This window comes from Neptunicoccus cionae (genome assembly GCF_002860325.1).
Lineage (GTDB): Bacteria > Pseudomonadota > Alphaproteobacteria > Rhodobacterales > Rhodobacteraceae > Amylibacter > Amylibacter lutimaris.
The window spans coordinates 254,685-268,547 of record NZ_PKOJ01000005.1; the positions used below are offsets into that span (position 1 = coordinate 254,685).

The following is a 13,863-nucleotide window of genomic DNA, read 5'->3' on the forward strand; positions in this document are numbered from 1 at the left end:
ACGGCTTTAGTTGCTGGCTTTGATCTCGGAGACGATGCGCGAATAGGCACGCTGGGATTCCCCCACATCGCGCAGTTGCTCGAACGCCATCAACTCGTCCGGTGCCATCCCCATGTTGGGAAACTGGGCGATAAATTCCTCAGAGAGCGTTTCCATCGCCGGTTTGTTCGGCACTTTGTAAAGAATGTTTTCCGCCGCCCAGCCGTGGTTTTCCGGTGCTAGGATGAAGTTCACAAAGGCGTAGGCCGCATCCTTGTGTTCGGAGTTTTTGAGGATCACCATCGTATCCGCCCAAAGGTCAGAGCCTTCTTTTGGAATGGTGTATTTGATGTCGGCATTTTCCGCGATGCCATAGTTGCACCAGCCGTCCCACGCATGAACCATCTCCGCCTCGCCCGACACCAGTTTGGCGTAGAATGTGGTGTCATCATAGGCCAGCAGCGTGCCTTTGGTTTCAATCAACTGGTCGCGCACGGCTGCCAGCTCCGCGTCGTCGGTGGTGTTGACAGAATAGCCTTTGGCCAGCATCGCCGCCCCCAGCAGCCAGCGGTCCGTGGCAAGCATGGTGGTCTTGCCTTTCAAATCATCGCTTGGTGCCAGCAGGTCCATCCAACTGTCGGGCGTGCCTTCCACCAGATCGGATCGATAGCACAGTCCCGTTGTTCCCCAAGCGTAGGGAATGGAAAACGTGTTGCCGGTATCGTGGCTCAGTTCCATCGCTTCGGGATAAAGGTTCTTGATGTTGGGAATCTTGGAATGGTCCAGTGTCTCTGCCAGCCCCAGATTGTTCAGCGCCTCGGCAAAGGGCGAGGATACAAAGACCACGTCATAGCCTTTGCCTTTTGACGCGATCAGCTTGCCCATGATTTCTTCGTTGGTCCCGTGCAGGACCAGTTCGGCCTCATTGTCGGTGGCTTTGTTAAAGGCGTCGATTGCGTCAGGGGCCATATAGCCGTCCCAGTTCGACACAACCAGCGTTTCCGCTGACAGCATTCCGGCGCTTACGGCAAGTCCCGCGGTCACGGCAACGCCGCGGAGGGTGAAGTCCTTAATCATCTTTGTACTCCCTTATGGGTTCTGTTGGTATCCTTGCCGGCTTTGGTATTGCCCGAAGCACTACTGCTGCATCAGGGTTGTTGCCGGTCTCTGCCAAACACTGTATTAAGACGATAGAAAGTACGTCAAACTGTATTAGATGTTCTTTTTCTCAAACACCTGGAACCTACAGGCATTACAACAAGACGGATCCACCCCAGATGCCAGAACCGCGCAAAAAAGTCAGACAAAACCACCTGACCCTCGCTCAGAAAATCCTGAGCGTTGCGCTGGATCAGGGCCTGCGCAAAGGGGATCATTTGCCGGAACAAAGCTTCTCGGATGCCTGCGGCGTGTCCAGAACCCCGATACGATCGGCATTTAGGCTGTTGGAAGAAAGGGATATTCTGGAATGGCGGGCTGATGAGGGGTATTTTCTGGCGCTCGATTCCGCCGAAGATGTCAGCATGACGATCCGCGCACTGGAAGATGCCGAACACTCCATAGCGCATCAGATCCTTTCGGACCGCGCAGAGCGCCGGATTGGCGCCGTGCAATCCGCAAGCGCGTTGATGCGTCGGTACAAGGCACCACGTACCGCTGTACTAAATGCGTTAAAAATACTGTCCAATGACGGACTCGTGCGGCAATTACCCGGTCGGGCATGGGCTTTCCAGCCGATGATAGACTCACCTGACGCCATAGAAGAAAGCCTCGACTTTCGTATTACGATGGAACGGCAGGCCGTTCTCGCCCCCGATTTCGTGCTCGATTCCCAGCGGGCGGGGCTGTTGCGCGAACAAATGAACAGCTTTCTGAACACGCCTCAGGGCGGGGTTACACCTGCCGGATTCCGGCGGATAGACATAGAATTCCATACGCTGGTGGCCGAATGTTCGGGAAACCGTTTCCTGCGCGGCAGCCTGACTGCGCATCACCGTTTGCGTCAGGCCTCCCAGAAGATCGCGCCCAGTCCGGAGTTCCGCCTGCGTCAGGCCATGATCGAACATCTGGAAATTCTTGACAGTCTGGAACGCAAGCAATTTGAACTGGCCGCCGACCAGCTTGTCGTGCATTTAAGGCGGTCACGCATTCGCAAGCCTCAGGCGGCGAACCGTGGCATTCCCCCGCTGGCGAAAGGACCGCGCCCATGAGACCGTCACCGGAAATCGCCTTCTTTCCAGAAGCCAGTTTCGGCGCCGCACTGAATTGTGTAGGCATCGCGCAGGAATTACAAAAACTGGGCGCAACGCCCGTTTTTATATGCCATCCGGGGTTTACCGGAGTGTTTGCGGAATACGGGTTTAAAGAATTTCACTTGCCCGAAAGCCCGTCCAGCAGCGATGAATCCATTGCAGACTACTGGCAGGACTTTACCAACACACATGTTCCCCATTTCAATCTGGACCCGCTGGCCCAACTGGACACTTATGTGGAGCCCACATGGAAGGCGATTGTGGATACGGCCATCGCGGTAGAGGATGATCTTGCAAGGCTTCTCGCTCAGATCCGGCCTGATGCCGTCGTTCTCGATAACGTCATTATGTTTCCTGCAATTGCACGGGCCGGTTGCCCGTGGATCAGGATTGTCTCCTGCGCAGAAACCGAAATCCCCGATCCGGCTGTGCCACCGTATCTGTCTGGGCTGGCACCGGAAAACAAAGCGGAAGCGGCGGCTTACTCCGAAGCCTATGAAACGGTCACAGCTGCAGTACACCGGCGGTACAACAGTTTTCGCAAAAAACAGGGCCTGCCTCCACTGCCCGCACCGTTGTTTCTTGAAAACTCGCCAGTTCTCAATCTTCTCCTTGCTCCAAGTGTTGTGCGTTACGAACGTAAGACACCCCTGCCGGAAGACCGCTTTGTATTCCTTGAAGGCTGTGTACGGCACGAAAGCCATTTCGAGATGCCCCGCCTTCCCGTCAGCGACGGGCCACTGGTCTATGTCGGGTTCGGATCTCTCGGAGCGGTCGATACCGGCATGATGAAACGGATGATCGACGTGTTTGAAGGGATACAAGCGCGGTTCCTTGTCAATGTCGGAGCGATGAGCGAAGCATATGAACGTGTCCCCGATAATGTGCATCTGGGAAGCTGGTTTCCCCAACCTTCAGTGATTGAACAGGCAGATCTGGTCATCCATCACGGCGGCAACAACACCTTTTGCGAAGCCCTTTTTCACGGGGTGCCGTCGCTGGTCCTGCCCTATTGCTGGGACGGCCACGACAACGCGCAGCGGGCTGAAACAGTAGAGGTAGGCAGGCACATCAACCGCGCAAACTGGACGGCTGACTCCTTGCGATCGGCAATTATTGAGACACTCACAGATACCGCGATGCGCCAAAAACTGAAAAAAGTCTCCGGAAAGATGCAGCAAAACCGGGGCACCGAACAGGCCGCGCGAAAAATTTTGGGCGCTCTCAACGGCAATAGCATCGCGCCATAGGTTTCAGCATCAATGCGGGGACAGGCGTTCCCTACACAAACGGCAGCCTGCAGAACAGGGGGCGGATCAACAATTCCGGTCAGCTTTTTGCAGACCGGTGGGATCACCCCCATTATATTGAAAACTCATAAAGTGAACTCGATTATCAGCGGTTTTTTCTGAAATCCGCAGACCATATCCTTTCAGACAGCGCAGCATTGCGTTTACGCGTTGAAATATCGCCCCCTGCCGTAATCGGGGGCATGTTTTCACAAAAGGAGTTTAGGATGTCTCAGATTGGAACTGTAAACTATCACGTGCACAAGCCGTTCCGCCAAGCGTTTGAAATCGACGCAGGCGGCATAGTTGGTAATCTTGTGTCCCCTGAACTCTCCCCCACAGAAGTCGCCGTGCTGGATCAGCGCGAAAGCGGTGTAACGGTGGATTTTGCAAGAGACGGTTTTGATTTTGCCCGCAGCCCTACCTTTGTGGAAGACTTTGAAACCGGCAATTGGCAGGCCCGCTATAACAGCGAACTGACGGATTTTTTGCAGCGGAAAACAGGTGCCAAAGACGTTGTGGTTTTTGACCACACTGTGCGCGCGGACGATCCGCACGCCGAACGGCGGCCGGCCCGTAACGTCCACAGCGATTACAGCCCCGAAGGGGCCGGAAAACGGATTGTCGATATTTTGGGTGAAGAAAAAGCCGTTGAATGGGCAGCGGGCCACTACGCATTTATCAATGTCTGGCGTCCCGTGGAAAATCCTATCAACTCTGCTCCTCTGGGCTTTGTTCGCCCCTCCAGCGTTGCCGCAAAAGACTGGATCGAAATTGACCTGCTCTATCCTGACCGCACAGGGCAGATCATGGGTCTGGCGGCGGGTGCGGCCCACGAATGGGTCTACCGGTCGCGGATGTCCCCCGACGAAGTGGCCTTCTTTAACATTTATGACAATTCGGGACGGCCTTCCGTCGGGCACAGTGCGCTTGATCTGATCGAAGATCCCGCTGTTACCACCATCCGGAAGAGCATCGAGAGCCGCACGCTGGTGCGGTTCTGACAACGGCTTCTACGCGCCGCCTTGAACCAACAGGAGAAGAACATATGACCAAGACCATTCTTATCACCGGCGCAACCGACGGGATCGGGTTATTGACCGCGCGGACTTTGGCGGCCGAAGGACACACCCTTCTTTTACACGGGCGCAGCACTGATAAACTGCAGGCTGCCGCGCAGCAGGTTGGAGGCAACCCCGAGACCTACCGCGCAGACCTTTCCCGGCCGGAAGAGGTTGAATCCTTGATCGGGGCAGTTCTTGCCAAACATGACCGCCTTGATGTGCTGATTAATAACGCAGGTGTGCTCAAGACGCCCGACACACGCACAGACAACGGGCTGGATCTGCGGTTTATGGTCAACACGATTGCGCCATGGATACTGACGCAAGGGCTGCTGCCGATTATCCCCAAGGACGGGCGGGTGGTAAACCTGTCCTCGGCGGCGCAAGCCCCTGTGGATGTGGAGGCGTTGCGCGGAACCGTCGGGCTGGGCCATTCCAGCGCCTATGCGCAAAGCAAGCTGGCCCTGACGATCTGGACCCAGGAACTGGCAAAAGCCCATCCTCAAGGGCCGGTTTTTGTTGCGGTCAATCCGGGGTCGCTACTGGCTTCAAAGATGGTGAAGGAATCTTATGGCATCTCGGGCAACGACCTAGAGATCGGCGCGGATATCCTGCGCCGCGCCGCCCTGTCCACTGAATTTGCCGAAGCCTCGGGCCACTATTTTGATAACGATTCAGGCCGCTTTGCACTGCCCCACGCAGCGGCCCGTGACCCGAGGCAGGTGGAACAGGTCATGGCAACTATCCGTGAACTGGCTAGCACCTAGCGGGAGTTAAAAAAGCTTTACCAATCGGGAGATCAGGCGATAGCATATAAAGCAGGAGGAGAACGGATGGGAGGTTTCGGAACCTCGAACCCGAAGGATGCGATTGCAGCGTCCTGGGATCGATGCGCGCGGCAGTATAAACTGCTGTCGGACACAGGTCGGCCTATCCTTCGCCTGCAAACTTCCGAAGTCACCCCACGCCTTGAACAAATCGTAGAGCGGACGGGCGGACGGCAGGGTTTCTTCCAGAGCCTTGCGTCAGTGGCAGGGGAGATCGGGCATTGTCTCGTTGTGACAGATGCAGATGGCGTTTTGGTTCGGCTTGAACACAGCGGATCCAGAGATTCTCTTGACGGTTGGAACGGCATTGCCCTTGGGTCATGCTGGAACGAGCAAGTAGCCGGAACAAACGGCGTTTCCATGGCACTTCAAACCGGTCAGGCCTTTACAGTGCGCGGGGCCGACCACTTTTTTTCAAAGCTGAGGCAGTTTGCCTGCACGGGCGTTCCGATGCTGGATGCCAATGGTGTTGTGATCGGCGCGATCAATCTGGTTTCTGTCGATCGGGGCCATCGCGCGGACTATATGTTCAGCCAGCAACTGCTGGAAAAAACCGCAAATCGCATCCAGAGAAACCTGTTCGAGAGGGAATTCAACGAGGCAATGCTGGTCACAGTATCACGCAGCGGAAGCCAGAATGTGCTTTCCGACGATGCTCTGGTTGCGGTCGACGACACCGGAGTGGTTCTTGGCGCGACCTCCACGATTGCCAACTTTCTTGAAAACGGGACCACGCAAAACTTAATCGGGCAGTCCTTTGAAGCTGTCTTTAACGTGGATAGCGGTATGCTGGTCAAGGTGCCCGAACGGGTACTTTCGATGCCCGGCAACAGGGGCGCAGCATTGAACCTGTCGGTGACGTTACCTGGCACCGCAGGGCCGAAACGCCCCGCCCGCCCCGTTGCTGAAAACGCGCCACGACAACGGCGGCTGCCCCCGTCCTTGCAGCAACTGGCCACCGGGAGCCGCAGCATGGCGGCTGCCTGCCGTCATGCACAAGAGGTGTTTACGAACGCCGCGGTGCTTCATCTGGAAGGTGAAACAGGCACCGGAAAATCTGCACTTGTTGCGGCTCTGTTGGATAAACATGCGCAGGGTGCCGCAGTGTTCGATCTTGATTGTGCAACCCTTGGTGACAGTGAGGCCGACAAAGACCACTTGCGCAGGCTGCTGGAGCAGGCGCGTGTCCTTTCAACACTCCCCGCTGCCGAAAACGAGGGTGCGGCGCTGGTTTTAGACAATGTAGATGAACTCTCCGGTTCCGCCCAAGCAGAGATCCGGCGCTTTCTGGACGCACAGGAAGAAGAACGGCTGCGTCAGGGGGCACTACCGCCCGAACACCGCCTGCGCATTGTGTCCACCTGTCGCAAACCTTTGATTGAAGCTGTTTACAGCGGCCGTTTTAGGGATGATCTCTATTATCTTTTGACAGCCGCAAGGATCGTGCTGCCACCCCTTCGGCAAAGAGAGCATCCCGAGGTGCTGGCGCAGGCGGTTTGTGCACAGATCACGGGGCGGACTATTGAACTGAGTGAAGAGGCCAAGGAAGCGCTCCGCAGCCTTCCGTTTCACGGCAATGTGCGCGAATTGCGCGGTATCCTCCAGAATGCCTTGATGTCCTGTCAGAACAGCCGGATCACCCTGCTTGATTTACAGCAGGCTGGGGGTTTTGCCCCCCTGTCCGGACCCGTAAACGCCACACCGGCAAGGTCAATGTCACCTGTACCTGTTTACGATGAACGGACTATGATCCTTGACGCTCTGGCCGGCAATCGCTGGAACGTCAGCGCAGCCGCCCGCGTGCTTGGAATGGGACGGGCGACGCTTAACCGGAAACTCAAAACCTACAAGATCAGGCGACCGGCCTAAACCGGACCGGTCCCCTGCCCTGCTGCGCTTGATCAGGTTAGATCGTCCTTTCCGTCAACGACAAAGTGAAAACTGGTCGAACCCTCGGTGCGGGCTTTGAGAAAGGGCGCATACTCGGGATCATTGACGAAATTGCGCGCGGCGTCTGCATCCGGCCACTCCAGAATGACCCGCAGCGCTGCGGGTTGGTCGGACCCTTCAAGCTGTTCGTGACTGGTGGTGCGGGCAATATACCGGCCACCGTGTTTTTCAATGATCTTGCCCACAGGCTCGATATAGGTGGGAATCCAGTCTTCGGACGTCGGTGTTACCGCGAGAATGGAATATGCAGTCATGGGTGTGTTCCTCCTGATTGGTCTATAGTGCCCGTGTGTGTCACACGAGTTCGGCTTCAGGCAGCAAGGCTACCGGAATGCGGGGTAACGCGGATGACTTCGCGCCGCGCTGCAATGTAAAGGGAAGCAGCCAGTGATTTCACCGTAGCGCGCGGTGTCGGAAGGGCTGTTTCCAGTGTTGTATGTACTTCGGCTTTGACCGGCCCGAGCCCGAGGTCGCGATGGAATGCCCCCACCGCCGCAGCCCCGGCAGGAATATCGCCTTCGACCAAGATCAACGCATGGGCCAGAATGCGCCGCCGCCCGCCGCCGATCGGGCGGATACGTTGTGCAGTGCCCACCACCTTGCGATCCGTCAGGGACATGTTCCACGCGCCATCGCAAAAGCTATAAGGTGTCGCACCGGTTGTCCATCCAGCAGGTATCGCATCGCAAATGACCCGCGTTATCAGACGGTATCCGTCTTCTATCGTGAATTTCCTGTCTGCGGTAAATGCCAGCGCTAGGTTCAATACACCCGGTCCCTGCGGCACGGCCCCGCCCCCTGTGGGGCGCAGATAGACCGGCCATCCATTGGCAGCGGACCTGTGCCGCGCTTTGTCAAATCCCTCTGAACGCCGCAGGTTTGCCGGACAAACGAGCGCGCGGCGGCGCGGCGTCCACAGTCGGATCACCGGACCGTCTGCGGCAAAAGCCGCTGCCTCAAGTGCCAGCCCGTCCGCGGCGCTGTCCACAGGGGTGAAGGCGCTGTTCACGCCTGCATCCCTTCGATTTCCTCGCAGATTGTCGTCAGAAGATCGCCTGCCGGTGCGCCATCCAGTGCGCGATGGTCAAAGGTCAGCGACAGGCCCACATGGGGGCGCAGTTCGATGCCGCCCTCCGCACTGCGCACGGCACGGTCGGTCATGCAACCAATGCCAAGAATGCAGATTTGTGATGCGTTGATAATCGGCGTGAAGTGTTCAACCCGTGTAAGACCAAGGTTCGAGACGGTAAATGTCCCGCCCGTCATTTCGGTCACCGTCAGCTTGTTGATACGGGCGCGGGCCGCGAGATCCTGACGCGCCGCGCGAAGGGCGCTGACGTCCATTGCATCCGCCCCGGTCATGGCCGGAGCCACCAGCAAATTTCCGGGCAGGGCAATGGCGACAGACAGATCAACCGTATCTGACAAATGCACCTCGCGGCCTTCGACACGGCCATTTGCCTCTGGGTGTTTTTTCAGCGCCCGCACCACGGCCAGCATCAAAAGATCCTCAACCGAAACCTTGGTGCCTTCCGCGCCAAGTCGCGCTTTTTCTGCCAATAGCGCGGTGGCATCGGCGCTGCCGTGATGGGTCAGCTGCGCACCGGTTGCAAGGCTTTTGACCATGGCGTCCGCGATCATGCCGCGCACGCCTTTCAAGGGAATGACCTCGGTCATTCGATTGTTCCGATCACAGCGCCTTTGGGCACAACGGCATCGGCGTCTTCCTTGATGCGCAAGATGCCAGAGGCCGGTGCGTTGATTTCATACTGTACCTTGGCCGTCATGATCTCAGCCACGAGCGCGCCTTCCTCGACGCTTGCCCCGTCATCTGCCAGCCAGCCGGTGATGACGGTTTCCTCGTCCTCGTCCCAGAGATCGGATGGTATTACAATATCGGTTGCCATTGGGTGTCCTTTCCCGTGCGGGGACGCCGTCCGCGCCCCCGTCTTTGTTGAAGTTCTGATAAGTGTCCGGCCTAGGCCGCTTTCATTTCGTCCCACGCGGCGACAATCTTGTCGGGGTTGGGCAGGCAGAACTGCTCCATCACCCGCGCAAAGGGGATTGGCACATCAGGGAAGGCCACCCGTTTGGGCGCGGATTTCAGGACGGAGATGTCATGCTCTGTAACGCTGGCGATGATCTCTCCAGACAGGCCGTAGCTCATGTAGTCCTCATCCACGACGATCAGTCTGCCGGTCTTGGCCACGCTGGCGCGGATCGTCTCGCGGTCCAGCGGTACAAGACTGACAAGATCTACAACCTCCGCGCTGACCCCTTGCGCTTCCAATGTCTTGGCCGCCTTCAGCGCGTTGTGAACACCCATTCCGACGCTCACAATCGAAACGTCCTTGCCCTCGCGCACGACCTTGGCCTTGCCGATTTCAAGGGTGTAGCTTTCTTCGGGGACATGCACGGTGGCGCCTGCTTCGGTCCCAAGCCAGCCCATCCCCTGAAGGCCCTTGTGATACATGTAAACAACAGGTGAGTCATCGCGCATGGCGGCAGTCATCAACCCTTTGGCGTCATAGGCGTTGGACGGTGCCACCACCTTCATTCCGGGCAGGTGGGCGAATGTACCATAAAGACATTGCGAGTGTTGCCCCCCGTCGGAATACCCGCCGCCGGTAGAGGTCATCAGCACCATAGGAACCTTGAACTTACCACCGGAAAAATAGGTGTTCTTTGCCATCAGATTGTAAATCGCATCGAAACAGACGCCAAAGAAATCCACGAACATCAGTTCCACCACGGGCCGCATTCCGTCCTGCGCCGCCCCGACGGCAGCTCCGATAAAGGCGGTTTCGGAAATCGGCGTATCGCGGATACGTTCGGCCCCGAATTCTTCAATCAACCCGCGGGTATTGCCGTAAACTCCCCCCAAAGGTCCGATATCCTCTCCCATAACAAAGACCTTCGGGTCGATCCGCATCTCTTGGGCCGTTGCTTCTGCCATGGCACGGGCGATGGTCAGTTTTCTCTCGTTTGATTTGGTCATTTTCTTTCCTCCCAATCAGGCCGCGAACACACGCGTCAGCGCGTCTTCGGGGGCTGCATCATCGCTCTCGCGGGCAAATTTGATCGCGGCGTCCACACGGGCCGCAGCTTCGGCTTCGATCCGGTCGAGTTCTTCTTCACTGGCCATGCCATCCCCGATCATGCGCGCCCGCATTTTCGGGATTGGGTCTTTTTCAAACAGCGCGTCTTTCTCCCCCTCGGGGCGATAGCCTTCGGCATCCCCCATGAAGTGACCGGCAAGGCGATAGGTCTCTACTTCGATCAGGGACGGTCCGTTGCCGGCACGGGCGCGGGCAATTGCCTCGCCGGCGGCCTCGTGGATTGCATAAGGATCATTGCCCTCGATCCGCTTGCCCGGAATACCGTAAGCTGCTGCGCGGTCTGCGTTATTCGCCACCGCGCTGGAGGTCTCCTTGGACACTGAAATGCCCCACGCGTTATCCTCGATCACGCAAACAAATGGCAGGTTCCATACCGCGGCTAGGTTCATCGCCTCGTGCCAGCCGCCCTGATTGACGGCACCCTCACCGACAAAGGCAACAGCCACACCGGATTTGCCCTGCATCTTGCGCGACAGGGCCGCACCCACGGCAGGCCCCATGCCTTGGGCGATGATCCCGGAACAGGCAAAGTTCACATCGGCATCAAAAATATGCATGTGCCCGCCGCGTCCGCCGGACAGCCCTGTTGCCTTGCCAAAAATCTCGGCGGCCATCTTGTCCAGATCAACACCCTTTGCGATGGCCTGATGATGCGGGCGGTGGGTGGCTGTGACCACATCCTCGGGAGTCAGGTGCGCACAGACCCCCACCGCCACCGGCTCCTGTCCGTCGGACAGATGCATTTCGCCCGGTATTGGCCCGTTGGCCATGTTGAAGGCAGGTGATTTGCCCTCGAAATAGATCTTCGCAATGGCCTCCTCGAACCGGCGGCTCGTGACCATGTTACAATACATCCAATGCTGGTCTTCGCGTGTTGGTGACATGAATTCCTCCTCCCATGTGAACGGCATACTCGCCGCTAGAAACACTGGGAGGAGCGTCGCGCCGGACCATCAGCAAAACAACTCGGGTTTTATCGGATAGCTGTGTGTCTGCAAAAACTGTCTCAACATGAGACAGTTTGAGACAGTTTCGCCCTTCGCCGAGACAGGCGAACAGCTGGAAGCCCGACTGACAGGCGGATCTTGAACGGGCTCGGAGCGCCGGAACCGACTCACACTATATGTAAAAACCGAATTATGAAGAAGCTTTCGCATAGTTTATTCGATTTTGAAATTCAATAAGGCTCTTGGGGGGAAGACCAGAGAATTTCCGGCCACGGCCCGAAACGCTGCGTCATCGCCAGATTGAAACAGGAGAGAACCATGAAGTACGAAAATTTTACAACATTCACCGTGGACGTCAAAGACGCCATCGCAACCGTTACCTTCGATTTCGGGGCGGTAAACGTTCAGGGGCAGGAGATGCTCGCCGATCTGAACAGCCTTGCCATGCGGCTTGAACGGGACCACACCACAAAGGTTGTCATCTTCCAGTCCGCAAATCCCGAAATCTGGGTTTGCCATTACGATACCGAATTGTTGAAGGACATGGCTATGGAAGCGGTCGCGCGCGAGGATGCCGTCCTGCTTGATCTGCAAGCGGTGTGCGAACGCATCAGCAAGGTGCCGCAGGCAACCATCGCCAAGCTGGAAGGTTTTGCACGGGGCGGCGGACATGAACTGGCTCTGGCCCTTGATATGCGCTTTGCCGCCCGTGGTAAATTCAAATTCATGCAGATGGAAGTGGGCATGGGTATCCTTCCCTGTGGTGGCGGCGCTTCACGGATGGCCCGCCAGACCGGGCTCGGGCGCGCGCTCGAAATCATTCTGAGTGCGCAAGACTACGATGCGGATGACGCGGAACGTATGGGCACCATCAACAAAGCTCTCGATCCGGAGGAAATCGGCCCTTACGTGTACGCCCTTGCAAAACGCATCTCCAAATTTCCGGCGGCGTCGATCAATGCCTGCAAGCAGATGGTCTACGAATCCATCGACAAACCGATCAGTGAAGCACTGAAGGCAGAGGCCTACTGGCTCTATCAGGCGACAAGCAAAACACCGGCCATTAAACGCTTCACCATCGCAGACGAGCAAGGGCTGGAACACGACATCGAGAACCAGCGCAACTGGAACGATTTGGTCATGAAAGTGCAAGACATCAACTAGTCTGGCATCTCACCGGAAATGAAGAGGCTTCCTTCCCGAATTTTAAGTGAAGGAAGCCGCAGTAAGGAAATCAAAACTCTTTGGTCAGGCCCTCTGCCAAGGATACGTCCTTTTGAAACCCGCCTTGCATGTGCCTATTAAGAGCTTGCGCCGATCCCGATACGGTGTGGCCGATGCTGGAAACTGCAACGCACAATTGCGGCACATGGCGTATTGGTGTTCGGGTTAACTTTGGGTGATTACATCCAGTCCACGCCGCGCGAAGCATCTGGCAAGATATTCGGGGTCGGCACCATCCGCACCGGCCGCATTACCGGCGCGCACGCGATCAGCGATTCCAACCCAGATGACCGAAAACCGGAATAAGGCAAAAGCCTTGTGAAACGGGGTTAAGGGCGGCAGGTTGGGACATTTTGACATGTAGCGCTCTACGAACGCCTCTTCGGTCGGCAAGTTCTCTGCCGCCAGATCAAGCCCGAGGATTCCACCGTATTCTTCCGGTGCCGTGTGCCATGCCATGCAACAATAGCCAAGATCGGCCAGCGGATGCCCCAGTGTCGAAAGTTCCCAATCCAGAATGGCCGCAACACGTGGTTCTGTCGGATGAAAGATGACGTTCCCCATCCGGTAGTCACCATGAGCCAGACTAACATGACCGTCATCCTGTGGTTGGTGTTCGACAAGCCAAGCCGCCAATTCGTCCAACTCGGGGATCGGTTCGCTCTGGCTTTCCTGCCATTGCCGCGACCAGCGTGCGATCTGTCGGGCGAAATAGTTCCCCGGCCGGCCGAAATCTTCCAGCCCGACGGCTTCGGGACGGACATTGTGCATGGCGGCCATTGCATCTGCCAGCCCCATCCACAGCGCGTGACGGTCCTGTTTATCCGCCGCGGCCAGAGCACCATCTGCAAAAACCCGTCCCTCGATCCGTTCCATAAGATAAAACGGAGTGCCTAAAAGATCGGGATCGCCATTATACAGAACCGGACGCGCCACCGGCACACCTTCGGGGTAGAGAGCTTCCAGCACGCGGTACTCGCGATCAATGGCATGAGCCCCGCGCAGGATCGGCCCGCCCGGTTGTTTGCGCAAAACCAGCCGCGCGTCGTCACGGGTAATGAAATACGTCGGATTTGATTGCCCGCCAGCGATCCGCTCTATCGTAACCGGCGCCTTGCCACCGAAAGTGTCAGCCAGATATTCGGCAAGGACCTCCGGCTGGAAATCAATTGCACCTTTAGTAATCGTATTCATACACGCCCCCATAGGCCG

General features: G+C 57.1%; 14 protein-coding genes. 6 read left to right on the forward strand and 8 right to left on the reverse strand.

The genetic code is table 11. The annotated features are described in order from the left end of the window. Positions 1–6: 6 nt before the first annotated feature. On the reverse strand, positions 7–1,056 hold the full coding sequence (locus C0U40_RS13695) for a polyamine ABC transporter substrate-binding protein (RefSeq protein ID WP_101656355.1): 1,050 nt from the start codon (positions 1,054–1,056) through the stop codon (positions 7–9). Positions 1,057–1,256: 200 nt separating this feature from the next. Between C0U40_RS13695 and C0U40_RS13700 the strand changes: the two genes are divergently transcribed. The 5 genes from C0U40_RS13700 (at position 1,257) to C0U40_RS13720 (ending at position 7,280) form a co-directional block, all read left to right on the forward strand. Then, the gene (locus tag C0U40_RS13700; protein WP_101656356.1) at positions 1,257–2,189 is read left to right on the forward strand and encodes a GntR family transcriptional regulator; all 933 of its coding nucleotides are present in this window, start codon (positions 1,257–1,259) and stop codon (positions 2,187–2,189) included. Next, positions 2,186–3,481: a glycosyltransferase gene (locus C0U40_RS13705; RefSeq protein ID WP_101656357.1), complete on the forward strand. Its 1,296-nt coding sequence runs from the start codon at positions 2,186–2,188 to the stop codon at positions 3,479–3,481. The genes C0U40_RS13700 and C0U40_RS13705 overlap by 4 nt, the downstream gene beginning before the upstream one ends. A gap of 266 nt (positions 3,482–3,747) precedes the next feature. Beyond that, on the forward strand, positions 3,748–4,524 hold the full coding sequence (locus tag C0U40_RS13710; RefSeq protein ID WP_101656358.1) for a CmcJ/NvfI family oxidoreductase: 777 nt from the start codon (positions 3,748–3,750) through the stop codon (positions 4,522–4,524). A gap of 44 nt (positions 4,525–4,568) precedes the next feature. Continuing rightward, a complete protein-coding gene (locus tag C0U40_RS13715) occupies positions 4,569–5,351 on the forward strand; it encodes an SDR family NAD(P)-dependent oxidoreductase (RefSeq protein WP_101656359.1) in 783 nt (260 codons plus the stop codon). A gap of 66 nt (positions 5,352–5,417) precedes the next feature. Continuing rightward, positions 5,418–7,280, forward strand: coding sequence for a sigma-54-dependent Fis family transcriptional regulator (locus tag C0U40_RS13720; protein WP_101656360.1), 1,863 nt, complete (start codon positions 5,418–5,420; stop codon positions 7,278–7,280). A 32-nt stretch (positions 7,281–7,312) separates the two neighbouring features. Here C0U40_RS13720 and C0U40_RS13725 read toward each other — a convergent pair whose 3' ends face one another. The 6 genes from C0U40_RS13725 to C0U40_RS13750 form a co-directional block, all read right to left on the reverse strand. Further along, complete coding sequence (locus tag C0U40_RS13725) at positions 7,313–7,615, reverse strand: DUF1330 domain-containing protein (RefSeq protein ID WP_101656361.1); 303 nt, start codon at positions 7,613–7,615, stop codon at positions 7,313–7,315. A gap of 56 nt (positions 7,616–7,671) precedes the next feature. Beyond that, complete coding sequence (locus tag C0U40_RS13730; RefSeq protein ID WP_101656362.1) at positions 7,672–8,370, reverse strand: lipoyl protein ligase domain-containing protein; 699 nt, start codon at positions 8,368–8,370, stop codon at positions 7,672–7,674. Then, on the reverse strand, positions 8,367–9,038 hold the full coding sequence (locus tag C0U40_RS13735; RefSeq protein ID WP_101656363.1) for a 2-oxo acid dehydrogenase subunit E2: 672 nt from the start codon (positions 9,036–9,038) through the stop codon (positions 8,367–8,369). The genes C0U40_RS13730 and C0U40_RS13735 overlap by 4 nt, the downstream gene beginning before the upstream one ends. Beyond that, complete coding sequence (locus tag C0U40_RS13740) at positions 9,035–9,268, reverse strand: biotin/lipoyl-containing protein (protein ID WP_101656364.1); 234 nt, start codon at positions 9,266–9,268, stop codon at positions 9,035–9,037. Before C0U40_RS13740 ends, C0U40_RS13735 begins: the two co-directional genes overlap by 4 nt. A gap of 71 nt (positions 9,269–9,339) precedes the next feature. Next, entirely contained in the window at positions 9,340–10,359 is a 1,020-nt protein-coding gene (locus tag C0U40_RS13745) for an alpha-ketoacid dehydrogenase subunit beta (RefSeq protein ID WP_101656365.1), read from the reverse strand. A gap of 15 nt (positions 10,360–10,374) precedes the next feature. Then, complete coding sequence (locus tag C0U40_RS13750; RefSeq protein WP_286134980.1) at positions 10,375–11,364, reverse strand: thiamine pyrophosphate-dependent dehydrogenase E1 component subunit alpha; 990 nt, start codon at positions 11,362–11,364, stop codon at positions 10,375–10,377. Between the two features lie 381 nt (positions 11,365–11,745). Between C0U40_RS13750 and C0U40_RS13755 the strand changes: the two genes are divergently transcribed. After that, complete coding sequence (locus C0U40_RS13755; protein ID WP_101656366.1) at positions 11,746–12,591, forward strand: enoyl-CoA hydratase/isomerase family protein; 846 nt, start codon at positions 11,746–11,748, stop codon at positions 12,589–12,591. A 225-nt stretch (positions 12,592–12,816) separates the two neighbouring features. On the opposite strand, the gene C0U40_RS13760 is transcribed toward C0U40_RS13755, so the two are convergent. Next, entirely contained in the window at positions 12,817–13,845 is a 1,029-nt protein-coding gene (locus tag C0U40_RS13760) for a phosphotransferase family protein (protein ID WP_286134982.1), read from the reverse strand. Positions 13,846–13,863 lie beyond the last annotated feature (18 nt).